Here is a 24,490-nt window from a genome sequence, read left to right as displayed (position 1 = left end):
CTCAGTAGCGGAGGAGGCTGCGGACCTCGTACGCGTCGCCGATCCGCGCGCGACCCCCGAGCGCCTCGAGCTCGATCGCGACGGTGACGCCGGCGACCTGCCATCCGGCCCGTTCGATCAGCCGGGCGGCGGCCTCGACGGTGCCGCCGGTGGCCAGCACGTCGTCGACGATGAGCACGCGGGAGCCGGCGGGCAGCTCGCCCTCGTGCACCTCGAATGCCGCGGTGCCGTACTCGAGGGCGTACTCCTCCCGGATCGTGGTCCGCGGCAGCTTGCCCGCCTTCCGCACCGGGAGCACGCCCGCGCCGCAGAGCGCCGAGGCGGCGCCGGCGAGCAGGAAGCCGCGCGCCTCGAGCCCGGCGAGGTGGTCGAACCGGCCGGAGAACGGCGCCGTGAGCGCCTCGGAGAGCGCGTGGAACGCGGGACCGTCGGCGAAGACGGGCGTGAGGTCGCGGAACACCACGCCGGGCTCGGGGAAGTCGGGGATCATCGCGAGCCGGGACTCGACGAGGTCGCGGACCTGCGCTTCGTTCACCGGATCACCCTATCCCCGGCCCGTGCGAGGTCGCGGGGCCCGACCGCCGCTCGGGACGCCGCCGGGACGCCGCCGGCGGAGCCGATCCATCATCCGGAGGATGCGATCGTCCAGCCGCGCCCGCGAAGATGGTCCGGTGAGCTCAGACGATGCCCCCACCGAGTCCCCCGTCCTCCCCGCCCCGGTCACGACCCCGGTGACCACGGTCGCACCGGGGCTCACGCCCAAGCGACTGTTCCGGCTGCTCGCGATCGCCGAGGCGATCACGTGGACCGTGCTCATCACGGGCCTGATCATGCGCGCGACGCTCGGCCTCGACTGGGCCGTGCTCGTCGGCGGGTCGATCCACGGGTTCGTCTTCCTGGGCTACGCGTTCACCGCGGCGCTCGTCGGCGTCAACCAGCGCTGGCCGCTCGGCCTCATCGTGCTCGGCGTGGTGTTCGCGATCGTGCCGTACGCCACCATCCCGTTCGAGATGCGGCTGCTGAAGGACGGACGGCTGGAGGGCTCGTGGCGGCGCGAGCCGACCGACCACCCGGCCGACGGGAACGTGGTGAACCGCATGCTGCTCTGGTTCATGGCACGGCCGCTGCTGCTGACCGTGCTGGCGGTGCTCGGCATCGCCGTGGTCTTCACCGTCCTGCTGCTGATCGGCCCGCCCGGCGGGCGCGACTGACCGCCGCCCGGCACGGCGAAGGGCGGGGCGGATGCCACGGCATCCGCCCCGCCCTCGTGCGTGGGGCTACGGCCGGAGGGTCACTCGACCGTCACGCGGTCGATCGAGTGCGTTCCGTTGCCGGAGAACGTGAGGGAGTAGCCCTGCACGTCCGTGAGGGTGAGCCCGTCGTCGGGCGCGCCCGCCGGCTGCTCGTCGGCCCGCTTGAAGGCGTCGAACGGGATCGTGACCTCGTGCCATCCGACCGTGCGGTCGGTGACGCCCGCGATGAACCGCTCGGCCGTGTCGGGCGCCTGGTACACCCGGACGTAGTCGACCGTGAGCGACTGCGGGAACTCGAGGTCGTCGCCGAGGGCGCCGCCGAAGTTGCCGCCCACCGCGATGTTGGTGATGAGCGAGAACGGGTGGTCGAAGACCCACTCGTTCGGCGAGACGTCCGCCGGGTCGGCCTGGTGGTAGACGATGCCGTCGACCTCCCAGACGATCTCCTCCGGCGTCCACTCGACGGCGAACTCGTGCCAGCCGTCCGGCACGGGCGCCCCGAAGTCGTAGATGCCGCCGTAGGACTGGCCGCCCGAGTAGCCGGGGCCGTGGATGGTGCCGAAGATCTCGTTCGGCAGGCGTCCGACGTACTCCATGATGTCGATCTCGCCGGTGTGCGGCCAGCCGACCTCGCGGAAGTCGGTGCCGAGCGACCACACCGCCGGCCAGATGCCGCTGCCCTCGGGCAGCTGCACGCGCGACTCGATGCGTCCGTACTCGAACTCCTGCTTCTGCTCGGTGATCAGGCGGGCCGACGTGTACTCGCACGGGCCGTACCAGCAGTCGAGGCCCTCCGCCTCGCCGTCGACCTCGCGGGCGGTGATGACGAGGTTGCCGTCGCCGTCCAGCGCCGCGTTGTCGGTGCTGTCCGTGTAGTACTGCAGCTCGTCGTTGCCCCAGCCCCAGCCGCCGGTCTCGTAGGTCCAGTTCTCGGGATCTGCGGGCGCGCCGGCCGGGCCGTCGAACTCGTCGCTCCACGCGAGCTCCCAGGTGTCGGGGCCGGCGTCGGGAGCCGGGTCGTCCTGGATGCCGACCGTGATGCGCGTCGGCTTCCCGGTGCCGTTGACCATGAAGCTGATGCCGTCGGCGTCGGACCAGTCCTGGCCGCCGGCGAACTCCCGCGTCATGGTGGCGGTGCCGCGGTGCGTGAAGTCGGCGACACCCTCGTACGCGCCCTGGCCCGGCACGGCGTCCGAGTCGCCTTCGGCGACCTCGCGAGTCGTGAGGGTCGCGTTCGCGGTGGTGTCGAACCGCCACGGCTCCGACTCGAAGTCGTCGATGAGCGCCGGGTCGATCGGGTCGTCGTCCTGGATGCTCACCGTCGCCACGCGCACGAAGCCGAACTCGGCACCCTGCGGGTCGGACAGGCGCACGATGAAGGTCTCGTCGACCTCGTGCTTGCCGTCCTCGATGGTCGGCAGCTCGATCGTGGCCTCGCGCTCGCCGGCCGGGATCACGACGGTCCCGCTCACGGGCGTGAAGTCGCGGTCGGCCGTCGCCGAGAGGTCCTCGGTCGCGGTACGCGCCTCGGTCGCCTCGGCGGCCCAGTCGACGCTGACGTCCGTCTCGGCCACTCGGTTCAGGCGGATGACGCCGGTCGCCGTCTCGCCCTCCTCGACCTCGTAGCCGGACCGGTCGAACCCGACCGCGAGCGCCGGCGGCTCGGCCTCGCCGTACACGAGGACGTCGTCGTAGAGGAAGGTCTGCGGCGTCGTGGTGCGCAGCGATCCGAACGCGTACCCGTGCATGTCGGTGAGCGTCAGCCCGTCGTTCGGGGCGCCGTTGCCGATGTTCTTGCGCGAGAACTCGTCGAAGTCGAACGTGAGGAACTTCCAGCCGCGCCAGTCGTCGGAGAACGAGACGACGAAGCGCTCGGCGTCGTCGGTCGTCGAGCCCGGGTTGCGGTTGTCGAGCAGGTCGAGGAACAGGTCGGTGCCCGATCCGTTGCCGTACATCCAGAACCCGATGCCCTCGTAGGTCGACCAGTCCTCGGTCGTCCACGCGTCGGCCGCGTCGTTGGTGAAGTTGCGCACGACCACGCCGAAGCTGGTCACGTCGAAGTCGGCCTGCAGGGCGTGGTTGCCCTCGGGGGCGCCGGGGACGGGTGCCGGAGGCGCGTCGGTGCGCTCGAAGCCGACCGTGCTGCTCGGGTCCTGCGCCTCGAACCAGCCGACGGGGATGCCCCCCGCGTCGCCGCGGACGAGCGGGTCCTCGTGGTCGTCGACGATCGCGGTGCGGCCGCTCGGCGGCCCGACGACCTCGCCGTCGTCGTCGAGGATCGTGACCTCGAGCGCGGTGAGCGATCCCAGCTGGGCGCCGGAGGGCGCGGTGAGCTGGAGCGTGAAGGTCTCGTCACCCTCGTCGGCGTCGTCGGCTCCGGTGGCGACCCGGATGGTCTGGAGCGTCTCGCCCGGCGCGAACTCGACGGTGGTCGACGGGTCCACGTAGTCGGCGTCCGCGAGCGTCGCGGTGCCGTCGACGGCGCCGAGTTCGACGGTCACCGGGGCCGCGGAGGCGAGGTCGAGCCGCACCTGCACGTCGATCGCGTCGCCTTCGATCGCCGAAGCCGCCGCGGTCGAGAACGACACCGACGGCGTCAGGTCCGCCTCGGAGTACACGACGATGTCGTCGACCCGGATGGTGTCGGCACCGTTGACCGCGGGGATCGCGTAGCCCCACAGCGAGGTCAGTCCCAGGCCGTCGTCGGGCGCGCCGCCGGGCTGGAAGTCGGTGGCGCGGGTGAACGCCGACCACGGCAGGTCGACCTGCTTCCAGCCGTCGGTGTCGTCGACGATGTCGACGTCGAAGCGCTCGGAGCCGTCGGCGTTGGGGCCGCCGTCGAAGAGCTCGAACTGGTAGACGGCGCCGCTGCCCGAGCCGTCGACGAGGAAGCTCACGCCCTCGAAGGCGCTGACGTCGCGCGCGGCCGCGAAGGTCTGGCCGACGCCGCCGAACGAGCCGGGCGCGGTGACGTCCCAGCCGTACGAGACGACCTTGGTCGGCTCGCTCTGGCCGGGCTTGGCGTCCGGTGCGTCGGCGGCGATGTCGACGATGCCGAAGCCCGCGGCGCCGTACGAGAAGAAGCCGTCCGGTGCGCCGCCCTCGAAGTCGGCGAGGACGGAGACGCTTCCCGCGGCAGACGCCGGGACGGAGGCGAGCAGCGGCACGGCGACGACGGCACTGGCGACCAGTGCCCCCGCACTTCGTGAGAGCGCTCTCATTTTCGAGTCCATTTCGTGCTCCATTGCAGTCGGGGAGGATCGACCGAGGTGGTCCGGGACAGGGTAGGCAGGTTCGGCCGCATTTGACAAGACCCCTGTGAACAAGCGGGAGAATCGACGCCCTGCGCGTCCGTTGCGGTATAGGGGTTGACGGGACGTCGTACGCGGCCGTAAGTTGAGAGCGCTCTCACCGTGCGTGAGCGGACTCGAGCCGGCCGCCCCGCCGTGCCCTGCGGACGGCCGCTCGGGTCGTCCGCTCCCGGGTGCCCGCGACGAGGCCGACCCGCGGTCGCGGAGTCGCTCCGCCCCTCCCGCCGACGCGCGGTCCGGGTCGAGCCGCCGACGGCATGTCCGGTCCCGCGCCGCCCTGCCCGCATCCGCTCACGTCGATCCCTCGCGGACGCCGTCGCGGCGCGCGCGAGAATGGCGGCATGCCGATCCTCAACAAGGACATGCAGGTCTGCATCTCGCTCTCGGGCCGCCCGTCGAACCTCGGGACCCGGTTCCACAACTTCCTCTACGACGAGCTCGGCCTGAACTTCCTCTACAAGGCGTTCACGACCGACGACCTGGAGGGCGCGGTCCGCGGCATCCGGGCGCTCGGGTTCCGCGGCTGCTCCGTCTCCATGCCGTTCAAGGAGGCCGTGATCCCCCTCGTCGACCGCATGGAGGACTCGGCTGCGGCGATCGAGTCCGTGAACACGATCGTGAACGACGGCCGCCGGCTCACGGCATCCAACACCGACTACGAGGCGGTGGCCCAGCTCATCGCCGAGCACGGGCTCGACCCCGCCGCCCGCGTGATCGTGCGCGGCTCGGGCGGGATGGCCAAGGCGGTCGTCGCGGCGTTCCGAGGCACCGGGTTCGACGACCTCACCGTGCTCGCCCGGAACCCCGAGGCGGGCCAGGCCCTCGCCGGGAAGTACGGCTACGCCTGGGTCGCCGATGAGCCCGAGGCGTCCTTCGACGTGATCGTCAACGTGACGCCGCTCGGCATGCAGGGCGCGGATGCCACGACGCAGGCCTTCGACGACGCGTTCATCGAGCGCGCCACGACCGTGTTCGACGTGGTCGCCTTCCCCGCTGAGACGCCGCTCATCGCCGCGGCGCGCGCCGCGGACACCGCGGTGATCACCGGCGCCGAGGTGGTGGCCCTGCAGGCCGCGCGCCAGTTCGAGCGCTACACCGGCGTCGCGCTCACGCGCGACCAGGTCGAGCGGGCGGCGGCGTTCTCGCGCGCCGAGCCCTGACCGGAACGCCGTTCACCTTTCTCAGGAGCGACCGCCCCGCGCCGCGTGTTTCTCAGGAGGACACGCCGCCGACGGACGCGACACGCCGGATGACTCCTGAGAAACGCGAGGGGGCCGGGGAGCCCGGCGACCGGCGTGCTCACGTGAGCACGCCGGGTAGACTCGGTGCGACCGGCATCCGCCCGCGGCATCCGTCTCGCCGCCGTTTCCAGGAGCTCGCCACCCGTGACTGACGCACCCGCCACGACCCCTGCGCCGACCACGGCTCCCTCGACGCCGGTGCTCGACACCGTCGAGGTCGCCGCCGCGACGCCCGAGAAGGAGCAGCCGTACGCGGCGCTGGGCGTGAAGCCCGACGAGTACGAGCGGATCCGCAACATCCTCGGCCGGCGCCCCACGAGCGCCGAGCTCGCCATGTACTCCGTCATGTGGAGCGAGCACGCGTCGTACAAGTCGAGCAAGGTGCACCTGCGCCAGTTCGGCAAGAAGGTCACGCCCGAGATGAAGCAGCACCTCATGGTGGGCATCGGCGAGAACGCCGGCGTGCTCGACATCGGCGAGGGCTGGGCGGTCACGTTCAAGATCGAGTCGCACAACCACCCGAGCTTCATCGAGCCCTTCCAGGGTGCCGCGACCGGCGTCGGCGGCATCGTGCGCGACATCATCTCTATGGGCGCGCGCCCGGTCGCGGTCATGGACGCCCTGCGGTTCGGCGCCATCGACGACCCCGACACCGCACGGGTCGTGCACGGCGTGGTCGCCGGCATCAGCTTCTACGGCAACTGCCTCGGCCTGCCGAACATCGGCGGCGAGACCTGGTTCGACCCGACGTACCAGAAGAACCCGCTCGTCAACGCGCTCGCCGTGGGCGTGCTGCGCCACGAGGACCTGCACCTCGCGAACGCGAAGGGCGTCGGCAACAAGGTCGTGCTCTTCGGCGCCCGCACCGGCGGCGACGGCATCGGCGGCACGTCGATCCTCGCGTCCGACACGTTCGCCGAGGGCGGCCCGACCAAGCGCCCCGCCGTGCAGGTCGGCGACCCGTTCGCCGAGAAGGTGCTCATCGAGTGCTGCCTCGAGCTGTTCCAGGGCGACCTCGTCGAGGGCATCCAGGACCTCGGTGCGGCCGGCATCTCGTGCGCCACGAGCGAGCTCGCGGCCAACGGCGACGGCGGCATGTCGATCGTCCTCGACGACGTGCTGCTGCGCGATCCCTCGCTCACGCCCGAGGAGATCCTCATGTCGGAGAGCCAGGAGCGCATGATGGCGATCGTGCGTCCCGAGAAGCTCGCCGGCTTCATGGAGGTCGTGCAGAAGTGGGACGTCGAGACCAGCGTGCTCGGCGAGGTCACCGACACGGGCCGACTCTCGATCACGTGGCGAGGCCAGGAGATCGTGAACGTCGACCCGCGCACGGTCGCGGTCGACGGCCCGGTGTACGAGCGGCCGATGCGGGTGCCGTCCTACCTGGAGGCGCTGCAGGCCGACACCGCCGCGGCGCTCGACCGCCCCGCCGACGACGCGGGCGACGAACTGCGCGCGCAGTTCCTGCGGCTGGTCGGCTCGCCGAACCAGGCGGATGCCGCGTGGATCACCAACCAGTACGACCACTACGTGCTCGGCAACACCGCCCTCGCCTCGCCCGACGACGCCGGCATGATCCGCGTCGACGAGGGATCGGGCCTCGGCGTCGCGGTCGCAACCGACGCGAACGGCCGGTACTGCCAGCTCGACCCGCGTGCGGGCGCGCAGCTCGCGCTCGCCGAGGCGTACCGCAACGTCGCCGCGACCGGTGCCACCCCGATGGGCATCTCGGACTGCCTGAACTTCGGCAGCCCCGAGAACCCCGAGGTCATGTGGCAGTTCGCCGAGGCGGTCACGGGCCTCGCCGACGGATGCCTCGAGCTCGGCATCCCCGTCACGGGCGGCAACGTCAGCTTCTACAACCAGACCGGCGACGTGCCGATCCACCCGACGCCCGTGGTCGCGGTGCTCGGCGTGATCGACGACGTGGCGCGCCGCATCCCGTCCGGCTGGCAGGACGACGGCCACAACATCTACCTGCTCGGCCAGACGTACGCCGAGCTCGACGGCTCGGCCTGGGCCGACGTCGTGCACGACCACCTCGGCGGCACTCCGCCGTTCGTCGACCTCGGCCGCGAGCAGCGGCTCGCCGAGCTCCTCCGCGCCGCGGCGCTCGAGGGCCTCGTCGACTCCGCCCACGACCTGTCGGACGGCGGCCTCGCGGTCGCGCTCGCCGAGGGCGTCGGCCGCTTCGGCGTCGGCGCACGCGTGTTCCTCGGCGAGGTCACCGAGGACGCCGGCATCGACCTCGCGACGGCGCTCTTCTCGGAGTCGACGGGCCGTGTGATCGTGACCGTGCCGCGCGAGGACGACGTGCGCTTCCGCGGGCTCTGCGAGGGCCGCGGGTACCCGGTGCGCCGCATCGGCGTGACGGATGCCGCGTCGGGCGCGCTCGAGGTGCAGGGCGCCTTCACGGTGCCGATCGACGAGCTGCGCTCGGTCAACCGCGCCCCGCTGGCCGACGCGTTCGGCCCGGTCGTCGGGTACTGAGCCGGTCGCGAGGACCCACCGGAACGGACGGATGCGGATGCCGGGCGGCGAGCGCCAGACGTACTCGGAGGAGTACGCCGCGGCTCACGGCACCTTCGCGCTGATCCCGGCCGCGTACGTGTTCCTCGTCGACGGTGATCGCGTACTGCTGCAGCGGCGCGCGAACACCGGCTACTACGACGGGTGGTGGGCCGCCTCGGCTGCGGGCCACGTCGACCCCGGCGAGTCGGTGCTCGCGGGCGCCGTCCGCGAGACGCGCGAGGAGACCGGCGTCGACGTCGCCGAGGCCGACCTCGAGCCGATCACCGCGATGCACCGGACGGCGCCGACCGGCCTGCCGATCGACCAGCGACTCGACGTGTTCTTCGTGACGCGGCGCTGGCATGGCGAGCCGGTGCTCGCGGAGCCGGACAGGGCGAGCGCGCTGGAGTGGTTTCCGATCGCGGCCCTCCCGGACGACGTCGTGCACCACGAGCGGTTCGCGCTCGAGGGCTGGCGCGACGGCGGACTGCCCGCCGTGACGGCGTTCGGGTTCTGATGCAGGCCGTGGCCGGGGCCGTCGGCAGGTTCGACGACCGACCGGACCGACCGGCCTGACCGATCTCAGGCGCCCTGCGGCGGATGCACGAGCAGGTCGACGCGTTCCGCGAGGTAGGCGTCGAGCGGCAGCATCGCGTCGGCGAACGCCGGGTTCCAGCGCACCCCGACGACCGGCGTGCCGTCCTCGCCCCGCACGAGTCGCAGCGGCCCCTCGCCTGCGGCGAGTGCGGCCGCGTCGAGCGGCAGCGGCTCGGCGTCGAAGACGACCGTCGCGCCCTCCGGGACGCCGCCCTTGATCGCGGCGGCCCGGTACGCGCGATGCTCGGCGACCGACTCGGCGGTGATGCTCTTGCGGACCGCCCGCTCGGCACGCACGACGCGGCCCGTCGCGAACAGGCCGCCCTCGGCGTCGAGCAGCAGCACGCCGAGCCGCCAGACCGGGCCGACGACGTGCATGCGCGGCGCACGGGGCACGCCGAGCACGCGCCGGCCGGGGACGAACTCGGCGAGGGTCTCGGTGCGGGCGGATGCCGCGCCGAGCGCCTGCACGGCCCGTGCGACGGCCTCGCGTGCCCGCTCGACCGCCGCCGCGGCATCCGCATCATCCACGTGCCCGAGCCTACGCACGCCGGGCCGGGCGCACCGCGTCACACCCGCACCGGGACGCCGAGTGTCCATGAAGTGCCGCTCGACCGAGCGGGTACCCGGCATCGGCTGGACACTCGACGCCCGGCGCCACGTGGGTGGAGGCACGGGTGGGCAGCGGGCGACGCTCAGCGGGTGCGCGCGATGAGGGCGAGCAGTGCGAGGCCGTAGGCCTCGGCGGCATCCGGGTGCTCGAACGCGAGGCGCTCGCCGCCGACCTCGATCTCGACCTCGAACGCGTCGGGCAGCCGCCGCAGCGCGCGGAAGGTCGCGCGGAGCAGCTCGCGCAGCTGGTCCTCGCGCGGCAGCCAGATCGCGTCGCCGAGCGCGACCGAGTCGAGCGCCCACTCGGTCGTGCCGTTGAAGCCGAGGATCGTGCCCGTGCCGTGCTCGTGCGTCTCGATCGTCATCTCGCTGACCGTGAAGGTGTCGGCCTCCGCCTCGGCCTCGACGTTGCTCGGCAGGTCGAGCTGGAAGCGATCGCCCGACTGCGGATGCCAGGCGAGGCCGGCGTCGCGCAGCTGCTGGGCGAGGTCCCTGCTGATCATGCGGCCACGCTACGCGGTCACCGCTCCTCGCGCCGCTTGCGGATGCGGGCCGGGCCCATCCCCGCGCCGAGCCCGACGATGATGATGCCGGCGAAGAGAAACCCGTAGCGTCCGCTCAACACGCCGAAGAGGCCCAGCACCACGCCGATCACGACGACGACTCGGGCGATCCGGATCCGCACGCCCGGACGCGACCACCATCGCGACATCGCGTCGCGGATCATGGTCGACCGGCCGGGATCTCGAAGACGCGCGCCGTCGCCTCCTCGGCCGCGGCCCAGGTGCGGGCGCCGATCCGCGCATCGCGGCTCGTGCGGGTCGTGCCGGCGAGCGCGGGTGGTCCCTTGACGAGGCCGCGCGGGCCCCAGTACTGGCCGCCCTCGACGTCGTCGGCCGTGACCGCGTGCACGATCGGCTCGGCCCCGCGGTGCTTGCCCTGCGCCCACGCCGCCTGCAGCGCGTCCGCGAAGCGGTCGGCGCGCCCGGGCTCGTTCACCCCCGGCACGCGAGGCGTCCGCCCCGAGATCGAGTAGCCGGGGTGCGCGACGATGCTGTGCACGCGGGGCGTCGCGGACGCCGCCCCGACGGCCTCGGCAGCGTCCGTCGCGGCACGGCGCAGCCGCCGGTCGAGCTCGAACGCGAGCGACGTCGCCGCGATCTTCGACTGGGCGTACGCACGCCACGCGTCGTACGACCGGGTGAGCTGCAGGTCGTCGACGCGGTACGTCGAGAGCCGCATCGACAGCGAGCCGAGCGTCACCACCCGGGCGGACCGCGCCAGGTCCGGCAGGATCCCCTCGAGCAGCGCGAAGTGGCCGAGCACGTTCGTCGCGAGCACGAGCTCGTTCCCGTCGACGGACTCCTCGCGTCGCGACGGCGTGTGCACCATCCCCGCGTTCAGCACGACCGCGTCCAACGGTGCCCGATCGAGCAGCCGGTCCACGCCCGCGCGCACGGAGTCGAGCGAGGCGGTGTCGATGACGAGGGTGTCGACGGCCGCGCGCGGCACCCGCTCCCGGATCGCGGCGACGGCGGCCGCGAGGCGCTCGGGGTTGCGACCGGAGAGCGTCACGCGGGCGCCCGCGCGGGCGAGGCGCGCCGACGTGAAGAAGCCGAGCCCGGCGTTCGCGCCCGTCACGAGCACCTCGCGTCCGTCCTGGGGCGGCACGGCCGTGGGATACCAGCTCACGCGCGCTCCGACCCGTCGGCGAGCTCCTCGTGGTGGCGGATGACCTCGGCGACGACGAAGTTGAACCACTTCTCGGCGAAGGCGGGATCGAGGTGCGCGTCTTCCGCGAGCGACCGGAGTCGCGCGATCTGGCGCCGCTCGCGGTCGGGATCGCTCGGCGGCAGCCCGTGGCGGGCCTTCAGCCGACCCACCTGCTGGGTGAACTTGAACCGTTCGGCGAGGAGGTGGATGAGCGCCGCGTCGATGTTGTCGATGCTGGAGCGGATGCCGAGCAGCTCGGCGATCGCGGCGTCGCGCTCGTCGACGTCGTCGGAGCCGGACGCGGCGGGGTCGCGGTCGGGGGTCGCGGCGGTCATGCTTCGACCCTAGGCGACGCGGGCGGCCGTGCCGACCGCCGGCGTCACGACCCGGGCGCCGACGGGCGGAACGTGCGCAGCCGCAGGCTGTTGCCGACGACGAACACGCTCGAGAACGCCATCGCCGCACCGGCGAGCATCGGGTTCAGCAGTCCGAGCGCGGCGAGCGGGATCGCCGCCACGTTGTACGCGAACGCCCAGAACAGGTTCCCCCGGATGGTGCCGAGCGTGCGCCGCGACAGGCGGATCGCGTCGACGGCGGCGAGGAGGTCGCCGCGCACGAGCGTGAGGTCGGCGGCCGCGATGGCGACGTCGCTGCCGGTGCCCATCGCGATGCCGAGGTCGGCCTGCGCGAGCGCGGCGGCGTCGTTCACCCCGTCGCCGACCATGGCGACGGTGCGCCCCTCGCCCTGCAGGCGCGCGACCACCGCGACCTTGTCGGCCGGGAGCACCTCCGCGACCACGCGGTCGATGCCGACCTCGTCGGCCACGCGGCGCGCGACGGTCTCGTGGTCGCCCGTGAGCAGGACCGGGTCGAGTCCGAGCCGGCGCAGCCGCGCGACCGCATCGGCGCTCGTGGGCTTCACGGCGTCGGCGACGCCGAGCGCGCCGCGGACCCGACCATCCCAGGCGACGACGACCACGGAGCGGCCGGCCTGCTCTGCCTCCGCGACGAAGGCCGCCACGCCCGCGTCGGGCTCGACGGCCCGGCCGGCGAGCATCGCGGGCCGACCGACGAGCACGACGCGCCCCTCGACCCGGCCCCGCACGCCGAGCCCCGGCACGTTCTCGAAGGACTCCGGGGCGGGCAGCGCACCGATCCGAGCGGCCGCGCCATCCGCGATCGCCCGGGCCACCGGATGCTCCGACGCGTGCTCGAGCGCCCCGGCGACCCGGAGGAGCTCGGTCTCGTCCACGCCGTCGGCGGGCCGCACGCCGACCAGCGACATCCGCCCGGTGGTCACGGTGCCGGTCTTGTCGAGCACGATCGTGTCGACGCGACGGGTCGACTCGAGCACCTCCGGGCCGGTGATGAGCACGCCGAGCTGCGCCGCGCGCCCGGTGCCGACGAGGAGCGCGGTCGGGGTCGCGAGCCCGAGCGCGCAGGGGCACGCGATGACGAGCACGGCGACCGCGGCGGTGAAGGCCGCCGTCGCGGGGGACCCGGTCGCGAGCCATGTCACCAGCGTGCCGGCCGCGATGGCCAGGACGATGGGCACGAACACGGCGGCGACGCGATCGGCCAGCCGCTGCACCTCGGCCTTCCCGGACTGCGCGGCCTCGACGAGGGCGGCCATCTGGGCGAGCTGCGTGTCGGCGCCGATGCGCGTCGCCCGCACGACCAGCCGCCCGCCGACGTTGACCGTCGCCCCGATCACGGCGTCGCCGACCTCGACCTCGACCGGCACCGACTCGCCGGTGACCAGCGAGGCGTCCACGGCGCTGCGACCGTCGACGACCTCGCCGTCCGTCGCGAGCTTCTCGCCGGGACGGACCACGAACACGTCGCCGACGACGAGTCGGTCGACCGGGATCCGGGTCTCGATGCCGTCCCGGAGCACCGCGACGTCCTTGGCGCCGAGCTCGAGCAGCCCGCGCAGGGCCGCGCCCGCCGCACGCTTCGAGCGCTTCTCGAGGTATCGGCCGAGGAGCACGAACATGGTCACGCCCGCCGCGACCTCCAGGTAGAGGTTCGCCGCGCCGTCGCCGCGGGCGACCGTGAGCTCGAAACCGTGCACCATGCCGGGCATCCCGGCGGTGCCGAGGAACAGGGCGTACAGCGACCAGCCGAACGCGGCCGCGACGCCGAGCGAGACGAGCGTGTCCATGGTGGCCGCGCCGTGACGGAGGTTCACGAGCGCGGCACGGTGGAACGGCCAGGCCGCCCACGTCGCGACCGGCGCCGCGAGCGCGAGCGAGGCCCACTGCCAGGAGGTGAACTGGAGCGCCGGGATCATCGCGAGGAGGATCACGGGGACCGAGAGCACGATCGAGCCGATCAGCCGGGTGCGCAGCGATCGGAGCTCGGCGTCGGCACGCGACCGGCCGCGGCCCTCCACCGCGGCCCCGTCCGACGCCGCGTCGTCCGACGCCGGCACCCGGGCGGGCGGCGGCGGGAGCTCGGCGCGATAGCCGGCCGCCTCGACGGTGGCGACGAGCTCGGCCGAGTCCATCGCGTCCGGTGCGGTGACGTGCGCCGTCTCGGTCGCGTAGTTCACGGTGGCGGTGACGCCGTCGAGCCGGTTGAGCCTCTTCTCGATCCGCATCGCGCACGACGCGCAGGTCATGCCGCCGATCTCGAGGTCGACGACGCGTTCGCCGGCGGCGGGTGGCACGAGCTCGGTCATGCGGTCAGGCCCGCACCGCGACGTAGCCCGCCTCGTCGACCGCGGCGATCACGGCGGCGTCGTCGAAGTCGGCGGGCGCGGAGAGCGCGAGCGTGCCGTCGGCGGCCGAGACGCGGATGTCGCCGACGCCCGCGAGCTGCTCGACCTCCTCGCGCACGGAGCGCTCGCAGTGCCCGCAGGTCATGCCCGTCACCTGGTATTCGCGCTGCGTCATGGGGGTGCTCCTCGTCTGGATCAGGTCGATGCGAGAGTACCCCAGCGGGGTACCGACTTCCTGAACAATATACCCCCTGGGGGTACTAGGCAAGCGGGCCGTCGGGCACGTCCGGCACCTCGGCCCCGGCCGGCCGTTCGCGCTCCCACCACGCGGCCAGCGCGAGCACCTCGCGGTCGGCGAACCGCGGACCTGCGACCTGCAGCGCGATCGCCCGCCCGTCGGCGGTCGTGCCCGCGTTCACGCTCGCGGCCGGCTGGCCCGACATGTTGTACGGCACGGTGAAGGCGATGTGCGCCATCCCGAGGTCGTCCTCCCCCCACGGCATCGGCCACTCGGCGGGGAAGGCCGCCATCGGCGCCACGGGCGAGAGCACCGCGTCGAATCCCGCGGTCGCGAGCACCGTGCGGTGACGCAGCTCGCCGATGTCGTCGTACGCGGCGAGCGCGTCGGTGCCGGACAGCGCGCCGCCCGGCGCGACCCAGCGCGCGATGTAGGGCAGCACGCGTGCGCGGGCCTCGGGTGCGAGTTCGTCGAACGTGCGACGGAACCGGATCCGCCAGAAGCGGTCGACCTGGGCGAGCAGCCGATCGTCCATGAACGGGGCGAGCTCGACGATGTCGGCACCCGCCGCGGCGAACCGCTCGGCCGCCGCACCGACGACGGCGGCGATCTCCGCATCCACCGGCATCCCCGCGCCCGCATCCAGCTGGAGCGCGATGCGCAGGCCCCGCACGTCGACCTCGAGGTCCGCCCAGTCGATCGCCTCGTACGGGAGCGACGTGTGGTCGCGCACGTCCGGGCGGCAGACCGCGGCCATCGCCGCCGCCAGGTCGGCGACCCGCCGCGCGATCGGACCACCGGCCCGTCCGAGGTAGGGCGGATCGACCGGCACGCGGCCCGCGCTCGGCTTGAGGGCGGCGAGGCCCAGCCACGCCGCCGGGAACCGCACGGAGCCCCCGATGTCGGTGCCGAGGTGGATGGGGCCGAGCCCCGCCGCGGCCGCCGCGCCGGCACCCGCACTCGACCCGCCGACCGTGAGCGACGCGTCGAGCGGGCTGCGCGTCACGCCGTGCAGGCTCGAGACCCCGGACGAGAGCATGCCCCAGTCGGGCATCGTGGTCGAGCCGAGGATCACGGCTCCGGCCTCGACCAGCCGCGCCGGGATCGGCGAGTCGACGTCGGGCACGACCGGCTCCGTCGCGGCGGAACCCGACCGGGCAGTCACGCCGGCACGCGTCATGTTCTCCTTGACCGTCACCGGCACCCCGTCGAGCGGACCGAGCGGGGCACCGCGGCGGAACCGCTCCGCGCTCGCCGCGGCATCCCGTCGCACCTGAGCGGGGTCGTGGTCCGAGAACGCGTTCACCACCGGCTCGAACCGGGCCAGGCGGGCGAGGGCGTCGTCGGCGACCTCGACCGGCGTGGTCCGGCCGTCGCGGTAGGCGGCGGCGAGGTCGGCCGCCGAGGCGGTCGCATCGATCGGGTCGCGCCCGAGGATCGGGGAGCTCGTCACGAGCCCACCCAAGCACATCGCGCCCGGAGCGCACCGGATGGGATCAGTCGGCGGCGTCGCGGACTCGGGGACGCGGCATCCGCACCCGGCCCTGGGCGAGCAGGATGCCGACCATCACGACGAGCGCGCCGAGCGGCTCGTTCCACGAGAGCGGCTCGCGCAGCACGAGCACGCCGAGCGCGACGCCGACCACCGGGGTCACGTAGGTGACGGTCGAGGCGTTCGTCGGACCCCAGTCGCGGATCACGCCGATGTTCCACACGTACGCCAGGCCCGTGCCGAGGACGCCCAGCGTCACCAGGCTCGCCACGATCGGCAGGTCGAGCGAGACGGGTCCGGCCGCGAGGAACGGCGTGAGCACCAGCATGACCGCGGCGCCCATGCCGACCTGCAGGAACGCGAACGTCGTCTGCGCGATCGGCCGGCCGCTCAGGAACCGCTTCGTGTAGCCGAACATCACGCCGTAGCATGCGGTCGCACCGAGGCAGGCCAGCTGGCCGGCGAGGCTCCCCGCGAGCTCGGAGCGCCACGGCGCGATGATCACGACGACGCCCACGATGCCGACGACGACGCCGAGCCAGCGCGACGCGTCGAGCCGCTCGACGCGGAACGCGAGCGTCGCGATGAGCGCCGTCATGATCGGCGTCGTGGCGTTCAGGATGCTCGTGAGCGTCGAGGTCACGCTCTGCTGCGCCCACGAGAACAGCAGGAACGGGATGACGCAGCCGACCGTGCCGATGACGAGGAAGTGCAGCCAGACGATCGGGTCGCGCGGCAGCACCGGCCCGCCCCCGACCCTCGGCCGGACCGCGAGCAGCACGAGCCCGAGCGTCAGGCCCCCGAGCACCGTTCGGGTCCAGGCGACCTGGGTGAACGAGACACCGCCGAGCGCGACGGTCATGAACAGGAAGCTCGCACCCCAGACGAGGCCGGCCGCGAGGAACTGGGCCCACGTGCGCAGGCCCGCCCGACGGCGTGCGACGGGGGCCGCGACGACCCCCGCGGCAGCACCCGCGGGGGCGGTCTCGCTCGACGGCGCGGACTCGGAGGGGATGGTCACGGCGGCTACGGTACGGCCGCCGCGACCCGGCCGCGAGGGGTGCGGAACGCGGTGTCCGGAACCCGCCGAAGGATGGCAGTGCCGCAGCGGACCCGGTGCCGATCGGCGCCCGCCCGCCTAGGCTTGCGCCATGACCACCCACTTCGACGTCATCGTCCTCGGCGCGGGACCGGGCGGCTACGTGGCCGCCATCCGCGCCGCCCAGCTCGGCCTGAAGGTCGCCGTCATCGAGGAGAAGTACTGGGGCGGCGTGTGCCTCAACGTCGGCTGCATCCCCTCGAAGGCGCTGCTGCGCAACGCCGAGCTCGCCCACATCTTCCACGCGCAGGGCAAGACCTTCGGCATCTCCGGCGACGTGCAGTTCGACTTCGGCGCCGCGTACGACCGCAGCCGCCAGGTCTCCGAGAAGCACGTCAAGGGCGTGCACTTCCTCATGAAGAAGAACGGGATCACCGAGTTCGACGGGCGCGGCTCGTTCACCGGCCCGAACGGCATCGACGTGGCCAAGGGCGACGGAACGATCGAGTCCCTGACCTTCGACCACGCGATCATCGCGACCGGCTCCAAGGTGCGCCTGCTGCCCGGCGTCGAGCTCTCCGACAACGTCGTCACCTACGAGACGCAGATCCTCACCCGCGACCTCCCCGGCTCGATCGCCATCGTCGGCGCCGGCGCCATCGGCATGGAGTTCGCCTACGTCCTGCGGAACTACGGCGTGGAGGTGACGGTCATCGAGTTCCTCGACCGCGCCCTGCCGAACGAGGACGCCGAGGTCTCGAAGGAGATCACCCGCCAGTACCGCAACCTCGGCATCCCGATCCTGACCTCGACGAAGGTCGAGTCGGTCAGCGACCAGGGAACGAAGGTCACCGTCAGCTACACCGGCGCCGACGGGCAGCCGGGCTCGCTCGAGGTCGACAAGGTGCTGATGGCCGTCGGGTTCGCCCCGAACGTCGAGGGCTTCGGCCTCGACGCCACGGGCGTGCAGCTCACCGAGCGCGGCGCCATCGCGATCGACGAGCGCATGCGCACCAACGTGCCCCACATCCACGCCATCGGCGACGCGACCGCGAAGCTCATGCTCGCGCACGTCGCCGAGGCGCAGGGCGTCGTCGCGGCCGAGACCATCGCCGACGCCGAGACGATGGAACTCGGCGACTACCGGATGATGCCCCGCGCCACGTTCTGCTCGCCGCAGGTCGCCTCGTTCGGCCTCACCGAGCAGCAGGCGCGCGACGAGGGCTACGACGTCATCACGGCCAAGTTCCCGTTCACCGCGAACGGCAAGGCGAACGGCCTCGGCGACCCGGTCGGCTTCGTGAAGCTCGTGGCCGACAAGACCCACTACGAGCTGCTCGGCGGCCACCTCATCGGCCCCGACGCCTCGGAGCTGCTGCCCGAGCTCACGCTCGCCCAGAAGTGGGACCTCGGCGCGCTCGAGCTCGCCCGCAACGTGCACACGCACCCGACGCTCTCGGAGGCGCTGCAGGAGGCGTTCCACGGCCTCACGGGGCACATGATCAACATGTGACCCGCACCCAGGTCGCCGCCGTCCTCAGCGCTCCGCGCCCACGACGGCGGCGGCGACCTGCTCCCGACGGGCGAACGCGAATCGGCCGACCGCAGCGACCTGACAGGCCGCGAGCAGCACGCCGGCACCGAGGTAGTACGGTCCCGCACCCGATGAGGCGAAGGGCGACACCGCGACGAGCATGCCGACGAGGATCCAGGTGGCGACCCACGCCCACGTCTCGGCGCGAGCGTATCCGGTGAGCAGCACCGTCACCGCGTAGACCCCGGTCGCGCCGAAGAGCAGGAACGCCAGGCCGACGTCGCCGGCGTAGAAGAAGTAGCCGACGATGGCGTTGAGCACGCCGGCCGCGGCGACGACCGTGAGGATGGCCAGTGCCGCGAGGAACGGGATCCGGCGTGCCGCCGACACGGACCGGGCGTCGGCGCGGACCGTCGCGGACCGTCCGTCGCGGAACCCGGACCAGGCGACCGCCTGCGCGATCGCGAGTCCCGCGGCGACGACCAGGTACCAGACGCCGACCTCGCGACGCGGGAGGAGCAGTCCGACCGCGGCGAAGCCGATCGGAAGCAGCCACGTGAGCACCCACGCCCATCGGAGACGCCGACGATACGGGGACACGAGCACCGCCGCACCGTAGAGGCTGAGCCCGATGAGGGTGACCAGCGTCAGCTCGGAACCCTGCGCCCCCACGACCACCCACAGCGTGACCATGCTGAGCGCCATGCCGAACGCGGACGCGGCGAGCAGCCCCCACGCGAGCCGGAACACGATCGACCGGGTCCGGACCCGACCACGTTCGTCGACCGTTCCGGGTCCGGAGTCCTGATGCGTCGACATGTGCCCCACCACCTTGTGTCACAGTTATGACATGGATAGCATAACTATGACATGACGACAAGAGACCGACACCTGGATGCCACCCGGAGCGCCATCCTCGAGGCCGCGCACGAGTTGCTCGTGGAACGAGCCGGCACGGACTTCTCGGTGCAGGCCGTCGCCGACCGTGCGGGGCTCACGCACCGAACGGTCTACCGCCACTTCCCGTCGCGCGAGGAACTGCTCATCACCGCCGCCGTCCGCAAGGTGTTCGCGACGCCATCGGGGCCGGCATCCCCGTTCACGAGCCTCGACGGATGGATCGACTCGCTCGCCACGCGGTTCGCGGAGGCCGAGGCGAATTTCCGGATGCTGCGGCAGGTGCTCGGCGCGGTCCTCGCCTCCGACCTGTATCGACCACGCGAGGGCGAACCCGCCGGCCGATTCGACCACGAGTTCGGGCTCTTCCGCCGCGAGTTCCCGATGCTGCCTCCCGACGAACTCCGCGAGGAGTTCGCGATCTTCCGCCAGCTCGGATCCACGATGACCTACATCGCCTTCCGCACCGACTTCGGGCTCTCCCCGGAACACGCCACGACCACGATCCAGGGCACCCTTCGCGCCATCGCCTCCCGGCTCGCCGCCGTCGCCCCTCCAGGCGGCCCCGACGGGAGCGCGGCGCGATGACCTCCGCGCGCACGATCCCGCTCGACGACCCTCGAGCCACGGATCGGCGCGTGGTCGGCCAGAAGGCGGCGACCCTCGCCGCGCTCCGACGCGGCGGGATGGAGGTTCCCCCGGGCTGGGTGGTGCCCGCCACGTCGAGTGCGCCGGATGCCGCGCTGGCGGCCGAGCTGCGCAGCGCGAGCGGGGATGGCCACGCGTGGGCGGTTCGCTCATCAGCCGAGGCGGAGGACCTCGACGAGGGGTCCGCCGCCGGACGGTTCCTGACGCTGCTCCACGTCGCCGACGCTGAGCTCGCCGACGCCGTCGCGCGCGTCCGACGCTCGTCGCCCGCCGGCACGCCCATCCCGGTGCTGATCCAGCCGATGGTCGCCGCCGCCGCCGCCGGGGTCGCCTACACGGCCGACCCTCTCACCGGCGACCCGCGCATCACCGTGATCGAGGCGACCCGCGGTCTCGGCGACCGGGTCACGGGCGGGAGCGCCGAACCCGAACGCTGGACGGTCGGCCCCGATGGGGCCGAGTGCCACACCGACGACCCCCGCGCCCTCGGGGCGGACGACGCGCGCGCCATCGCGCGAAGCGCGGCGCACGCCGCCGAGCACGCGGGCGCGCCGCAGGACGTGGAGTGGGCGCTCGAAGGCGGGAAGGTCGTCCTGCTCCAGGCGAGGCCGATCGCCGTCTCGGACCCGGCCGCGTCCGAACCCCGCTCCGCCGACGACGGGAGCACGTGGCTGCTGGACGGAGGTCACTTCCCGGAGCCGGTGTCGCCGATGGGGAGCGAGACCGCGCGGTGGGTCGAGCACGCGCTCCCCATCGCCTTCTCCGAGTTCGGCGTCCTGCTGAGCGGCATCCGTGCCCGGCCCATCGGATGGCGCATGTACATGCAACCGGTCCCGCTGGCTCCCGGCACCGACGTTCGGCGCCGTGCCGCCGCTGCGGCGCGCGCCCGCGCGACGAGACTGGACCGCCAGTACGTGGAGCGCTGGCACCGGGAGTGGCACACGTCGATCCGGGAGCGCATCACGCGGCATCGAGCGATCGACCTGTCCGACCTTTCCGACATGGAGCTGGTCGACGAGCTCGACGCACGGAACGAGCTCGGGGCTGAGCTCGCCGTCATCCATTTCCGCCTCTTCGTCCCGCATGCGCTGGCCGTGCACCGGTTCGTCCGCTTCTGCGGGCAGCACCTCGGCTGGAGCGACGAGGAGACCGCTCGACGCCTGGCGGGACTGTCGCCCGGCACCCGGACCCAGGTCGACGACCTGATGCCGGTCGTCGAAGCGATCCGCGAGGCACCGGAACTGCGTGCCCGCTTCGACGGCGGCCTCCCCGAACTGGCGGACCTGACCGCCGACGCGCGTCTCGGCGCGGCGATCGAGGCGTACCTCGATGTCTACGGCCTGCGCACGCCGGCGCTCGACATCCTCGAGCCGTCCCTCGACGAGACCCCGCACCTGCTCGTCGCCACGATGGGCCGGCTCCTGCGCGCCGATGCGACGCGGGAGACGTCGCGACGCGAGTTCGCGAGCGAGGCGGCGGATCGGCTGGATCGCGCCGCTCCACCCGGGCGACGCGGGGCAAGGTACCGCGAGCTCCTCGCCGACCTTCGTCGCGCGTACGCCGTCCGCGACGCGAACCTGCTGTGGACCATCGACCTCCCACTCGGACTCTGGCGGCGCGTCGCCCTCGAGATGGGCGCACGACTCCACGCCCGAGGTGCGCTCGAGCGGGCCGCAGACGTCGTGTTCCTGTTCACCGATGAGGCACGAGGTGCCCTCCTGGGGGACGCGGAGGTCTCTCGGGTCGCGAGGCGTCGACGGGCCGAGCATCGATGGGCCCGCACGCACCCCGCACGCCCGTTCCACGGCCCACCGCCGACCCCGCCGCCCAGCCTCCGCGGAGCGCCGCCGGCCGCGCGCGAGGTCACCGAGGCGATGCGCTGGATCACCCGGAACGACACGCAGGCCCGAACGGCCGGCGACGGCGTGAGCGGGGTCGGCGCGTCCGCCGGGGTGCACCGAGGGGCCGTGCGCATCGTCACGGGCGAGGGCGACTTCCGCCGGGTGGGCCCGGGCGACGTCATCGTCGCGCCCGTCGCGAATCCGGCCTGGTCGCCGCTGTTCACCATCGCCGGCGCGCTCGTCACCGACACCGGCGGCATCCTGTCGCACGCCGCCATCCTCGCGCGCGAGTTCGGGCTGCCGGCGGTCATGGGAACCGGGGATGCGACCCGGCGCCTCGCCGAGGGCGAGATCGTCACCGTCGACGGCGTCGCGGGCACCATCCGCGTCGAGGATGCGACATGATCGACCTGTCAGCCGACCCGGTGCTGCGGCACCGGCATGGAGAGGACGGTTCGATGAACCTGCTCATGATCATCGTCGGCGCGGTGCTGGCCGTCGCCGGCACCGTCTGGGCCCTCCAGGGCGTCGGGATCCTGCCCGGTTCGGTGATGTCCGGGGTCACGATGTGGGCCGTCATCGGCCCGATCGTGGCGATCGGCGGGATCGCCCTGCTGTGGGCGGGTCTCGCCCGCCGTCGCCGCGCGCGCTGAGCACGCGCCACGCCGTCGCCACGACCCCGCGCTCGAGCACGCGGACGCAGCGCAACGGGGGCGGATGCCGGGCCGTGGGCCCGGGGCATCCGCCCCCGTCGTGCCGGCGACGAGGCCAGGGCAGGCGTTCCCGCCCCGTCGCAGTCGTGTCCGGCGGCCGCCGCCTCCCCGTCGCGGGCGGCCGCCGGAGCTCCTAGTGGTTCACCGCCTTCTCGGCGCCCAGGCCGGTCAGCGAACGCACCTCCATCTCGGCCTGCTTCTCGGGGCTCTCGACCGTCCGGTCGAACACGCTCACGATCCAGCCGAGGAGGAAGGCGAGCGGGATCGAGATGATGCCCGGGTTCGACAGCGGGAAGATCGCGAAGTCGATCGCCTCGGTCTTCAGCATCGACGTCTCGGAGCCCGAGACGACCGGCGAGAAGGCGATGAGCACGATCGCCGAGATCAGGCCGCCGTACATGCTCCAGAGGGCGCCCTTCGTCGTGAAGCCCTTCCAGAACAGCGAGTAGACGATCGTCGGCAGGTTGGCGGACGCGGCGACCGCGAACGCCAGTGCGACGAGGAACGCCACGTTCTGCCCGTTCGCGCCGATTCCTCCGATGATCGCGACGATGCCGATGATGACGACCGTGCGACGCGCCACCTTCACCTCGGCGCCCGGCTCGGGCTCGCCCTTCTTCACGACCGACGCGTAGATGTCGTGCGCGAACGAGGCCGCCGCGGTGATCGTGAGGCCGGCGACGACCGCGAGGATCGTCGCGAACGCGATCGCCGAGATCAGGCCGAGCAGCACCGGACCGCCGAGCGCGAAGGCGAGCAGCAGGGCCGCCGAGTTCGGGCCGCCCGGAGCACCCGCGATGACGGACGGGCCGACGAGGGCCGCCGCGCCGTAGCCGAGCACGAGCGTGAAGACGTAGAAGATGCCGATGAGCCAGATCGCCCAGACCACCGACTTCCGAGCCTCCTTGGCCGTCGGCACGGTGTAGAACCGCATCAGCACGTGCGGCAGGGCCGCGGTGCCGAGCACGAGGGCGAGGCCCAGCGAGATGAAGTCGATCTTCGTGGTCTCGGATGCGCCGTACTTCAGGCCCGGGTCGAGGATCGCCGGGTTCTCGGCGACCGCCACGGCCTGGTCGAGCAGGGCCGAGAAGTCGAAGCCGTTCAGCGCGAGCACCCAGACCGTCATGACCCCGGCGCCGGCGATGAGGAGCACGGCCTTGATGATCTGCACCCAGGTGGTGCCCTTCATGCCGCCGACGAGCACGTAGAGGATCATGAGCGCGCCGACGACGGTGATGACGACCGCCTGGCCGACCTGGTCGCCCACGCCGAGCAGGAGCGAGACCAGGCCGCCCGCACCCGCCATCTGGGCCAGCAGGTAGAAGAAGCAGACGACGAGCGTGGTGGTGGCCGCCGCGATGCGGACCGGACGCTGCTTCAGGCGGAAGCTCAGCACGTCGGCCATCGTGAACTTGCCGGTGTTGCGCAGCAGCTCGGCGACGAGCAGCAGCGCGACGAGCCAGGCGACGAGGAACCCGATCGAGTAGAGGAACCCGTCGTAGCCGTTGATCGCGATCGCTCCGACGATGCCGAGGAACGACGCCGCCGAGAGGTAGTCGCCCGCGATCGCCGAGCCGTTCTGGCCGCCCGTGAAGGACCGGCCGGCCGCGTAGTAGTCGGCCGCCGTCTTGTTGTTCCGGCTCGCGCGGAAGACGATCACCATCGTGATCGCCACGAAGGCGCCGAAGATGCCGATGTTGAGCCAGGGGTTGCCCGGTGAGCTGGAGGCCGCTTCGAGGTGGAACATCAGCGCACCACCTCCTCGGTCTCGAAGTCGCCGGACTCGATCTCGGTGCGGATCTTCTCCGACCGCGGGTCGAGCCGCCGGTTCGCGTAGGAGACGTACCACATGGTCACGGCGAACGTGGTGACCACCTGTGCCAGGCCGAGCAGCATCGCCACGTTGATGTTGCCGAAGACCGGGGTCGACATGAAGTCGACCGCGTACACGGCGAGCAGCACGTAGGCGAAGTACCAGACCAGGCACGCGCCGAGGACGGGGAACACGAAGCTCCGGTGAGTCCGGCGGAGCTCCTGGAACTCCGGTGATTGCTGCACTGCGCGGTAGTCGACGTGACTCAGGTCGTGCTCCGCGCTCAGGGCGTCGTTGCCCATGGCGTCTCTC

The 24,490-nt window shown here is 72.7% G+C and carries 22 protein-coding genes; 8 read left to right on the top strand and 14 right to left on the bottom strand.

Translation table 11 applies throughout. The features are described 5' to 3' along the window. Position 1: 1 nt before the first annotated feature. On the bottom strand, positions 2-535 hold the full coding sequence (locus ABME01_RS00550; RefSeq protein ID WP_353826391.1) for an adenine phosphoribosyltransferase: 534 nt from the start codon (positions 533-535) through the stop codon (positions 2-4). A gap of 136 nt (positions 536-671) precedes the next feature. Here ABME01_RS00550 and ABME01_RS00545 point away from each other — a divergent pair, with 136 nt between their 5' ends. After that, the gene (locus tag ABME01_RS00545) at positions 672-1,211 is read left to right on the top strand and encodes a DUF3817 domain-containing protein (protein ID WP_353826390.1); all 540 of its coding nucleotides are present in this window, start codon (positions 672-674) and stop codon (positions 1,209-1,211) included. 80 nt (positions 1,212-1,291) lie between these two features. Here the strand turns inward: ABME01_RS00545 and ABME01_RS00540 are convergent, their stop codons facing one another. Continuing rightward, positions 1,292-4,474, bottom strand: coding sequence for a carbohydrate binding domain-containing protein (locus ABME01_RS00540; RefSeq protein WP_353826389.1), 3,183 nt, complete (start codon positions 4,472-4,474; stop codon positions 1,292-1,294). 431 nt (positions 4,475-4,905) lie between these two features. Between ABME01_RS00540 and ABME01_RS00535 the strand changes: the two genes are divergently transcribed. From ABME01_RS00535 to ABME01_RS00525, 3 genes are all read left to right on the top strand, one after another. Next, positions 4,906-5,724, top strand: coding sequence for a shikimate 5-dehydrogenase (locus tag ABME01_RS00535; RefSeq protein WP_353826388.1), 819 nt, complete (start codon positions 4,906-4,908; stop codon positions 5,722-5,724). Between the two features lie 225 nt (positions 5,725-5,949). After that, the gene (gene purL / locus ABME01_RS00530; protein ID WP_353826387.1) at positions 5,950-8,298 is read left to right on the top strand and encodes a phosphoribosylformylglycinamidine synthase subunit PurL; all 2,349 of its coding nucleotides are present in this window, start codon (positions 5,950-5,952) and stop codon (positions 8,296-8,298) included. 37 nt (positions 8,299-8,335) lie between these two features. Then, a complete protein-coding gene (locus ABME01_RS00525) occupies positions 8,336-8,836 on the top strand; it encodes an NUDIX hydrolase (RefSeq protein WP_353826386.1) in 501 nt (166 codons plus the stop codon). 65 nt (positions 8,837-8,901) lie between these two features. Here the strand turns inward: ABME01_RS00525 and ABME01_RS00520 are convergent, their stop codons facing one another. The 9 genes from ABME01_RS00520 to ABME01_RS00480 all read right to left on the bottom strand — a co-directional run bounded on the left by ABME01_RS00520 (position 8,902) and on the right by ABME01_RS00480 (position 16,714). Beyond that, the gene (locus ABME01_RS00520; protein WP_353826385.1) at positions 8,902-9,447 is read right to left on the bottom strand and encodes a hypothetical protein; all 546 of its coding nucleotides are present in this window, start codon (positions 9,445-9,447) and stop codon (positions 8,902-8,904) included. Positions 9,448-9,611: 164 nt separating this feature from the next. Next, complete coding sequence (locus ABME01_RS00515) at positions 9,612-10,031, bottom strand: pilus assembly protein CpaE (RefSeq protein ID WP_353826384.1); 420 nt, start codon at positions 10,029-10,031, stop codon at positions 9,612-9,614. 17 nt (positions 10,032-10,048) lie between these two features. Next, positions 10,049-10,213, bottom strand: coding sequence for a hypothetical protein (locus ABME01_RS00510; protein ID WP_353826383.1), 165 nt, complete (start codon positions 10,211-10,213; stop codon positions 10,049-10,051). A gap of 38 nt (positions 10,214-10,251) precedes the next feature. Beyond that, positions 10,252-11,220, bottom strand: a complete 969-nt coding sequence (locus ABME01_RS00505) for an SDR family NAD(P)-dependent oxidoreductase (RefSeq protein WP_353826382.1) — start codon at positions 11,218-11,220, stop codon at positions 10,252-10,254. Beyond that, positions 11,217-11,576 carry a chorismate mutase gene (locus tag ABME01_RS00500; protein WP_353826380.1) on the bottom strand — a complete coding sequence of 120 codons (360 nt, stop codon included), beginning with the start codon at positions 11,574-11,576 and terminating at the stop codon, positions 11,217-11,219. Before ABME01_RS00500 ends, ABME01_RS00505 begins: the two co-directional genes overlap by 4 nt. A 44-nt stretch (positions 11,577-11,620) precedes the next feature. Then, entirely contained in the window at positions 11,621-13,924 is a 2,304-nt protein-coding gene (locus ABME01_RS00495) for a heavy metal translocating P-type ATPase (RefSeq protein ID WP_353826379.1), read from the bottom strand. 4 nt (positions 13,925-13,928) lie between these two features. Further along, positions 13,929-14,138 (bottom strand): heavy-metal-associated domain-containing protein, encoded by a 210-nt coding sequence (locus ABME01_RS00490; RefSeq protein ID WP_353826378.1) that lies wholly within the window; start codon positions 14,136-14,138, stop codon positions 13,929-13,931. Between the two features lie 85 nt (positions 14,139-14,223). Continuing rightward, positions 14,224-15,654: an amidase gene (locus ABME01_RS00485; RefSeq protein WP_353826377.1), complete on the bottom strand. Its 1,431-nt coding sequence runs from the start codon at positions 15,652-15,654 to the stop codon at positions 14,224-14,226. 43 nt (positions 15,655-15,697) lie between these two features. Beyond that, positions 15,698-16,714: a DMT family transporter gene (locus ABME01_RS00480; protein ID WP_353826376.1), complete on the bottom strand. Its 1,017-nt coding sequence runs from the start codon at positions 16,712-16,714 to the stop codon at positions 15,698-15,700. Positions 16,715-16,844: 130 nt separating this feature from the next. On the opposite strand from ABME01_RS00480, the gene lpdA reads away from it, so the two are divergent. Next, entirely contained in the window at positions 16,845-18,245 is a 1,401-nt protein-coding gene (gene lpdA / locus ABME01_RS00475) for a dihydrolipoyl dehydrogenase (protein WP_353826375.1), read from the top strand. Positions 18,246-18,269: 24 nt separating this feature from the next. On the opposite strand, the gene ABME01_RS00470 is transcribed toward lpdA, so the two are convergent. Next, a complete protein-coding gene (locus ABME01_RS00470) occupies positions 18,270-19,085 on the bottom strand; it encodes a hypothetical protein (RefSeq protein WP_353826374.1) in 816 nt (271 codons plus the stop codon). A 51-nt stretch (positions 19,086-19,136) separates the two neighbouring features. Here ABME01_RS00470 and ABME01_RS00465 point away from each other — a divergent pair, with 51 nt between their 5' ends. Genes ABME01_RS00465 through ABME01_RS00455 form a run of 3 tightly spaced genes read left to right on the top strand, consistent with a single transcriptional unit; the run spans position 19,137 to position 22,305 of the window. Continuing rightward, the gene (locus ABME01_RS00465; protein ID WP_353826373.1) at positions 19,137-19,751 is read left to right on the top strand and encodes a TetR/AcrR family transcriptional regulator; all 615 of its coding nucleotides are present in this window, start codon (positions 19,137-19,139) and stop codon (positions 19,749-19,751) included. Beyond that, the gene (locus tag ABME01_RS00460) at positions 19,748-22,057 is read left to right on the top strand and encodes a PEP/pyruvate-binding domain-containing protein (protein WP_353826372.1); all 2,310 of its coding nucleotides are present in this window, start codon (positions 19,748-19,750) and stop codon (positions 22,055-22,057) included. The genes ABME01_RS00465 and ABME01_RS00460 overlap by 4 nt, the downstream gene beginning before the upstream one ends. Beyond that, positions 22,054-22,305 (top strand): hypothetical protein, encoded by a 252-nt coding sequence (locus ABME01_RS00455; RefSeq protein WP_353826371.1) that lies wholly within the window; start codon positions 22,054-22,056, stop codon positions 22,303-22,305. The genes ABME01_RS00460 and ABME01_RS00455 overlap by 4 nt, the downstream gene beginning before the upstream one ends. A gap of 193 nt (positions 22,306-22,498) precedes the next feature. Here ABME01_RS00455 and ABME01_RS00450 read toward each other — a convergent pair whose 3' ends face one another. Both ABME01_RS00450 and ABME01_RS00445 read right to left on the bottom strand, forming a co-directional pair. Next, positions 22,499-24,112 carry a monocarboxylic acid transporter gene (locus tag ABME01_RS00450; protein WP_353826370.1) on the bottom strand — a complete coding sequence of 538 codons (1,614 nt, stop codon included), beginning with the start codon at positions 24,110-24,112 and terminating at the stop codon, positions 22,499-22,501. After that, the gene (locus tag ABME01_RS00445; protein WP_353826369.1) at positions 24,112-24,480 is read right to left on the bottom strand and encodes a DUF485 domain-containing protein; all 369 of its coding nucleotides are present in this window, start codon (positions 24,478-24,480) and stop codon (positions 24,112-24,114) included. Before ABME01_RS00445 ends, ABME01_RS00450 begins: the two co-directional genes overlap by 1 nt. Positions 24,481-24,490: the final 10 nt, after the last annotated feature.

The organism is Agromyces litoreus (assembly GCF_040496015.1).
Classification (GTDB): domain Bacteria; phylum Actinomycetota; class Actinomycetes; order Actinomycetales; family Microbacteriaceae; genus Agromyces; species Agromyces litoreus.
This window is presented reverse-complemented; position numbering and strand designations above follow the sequence as displayed.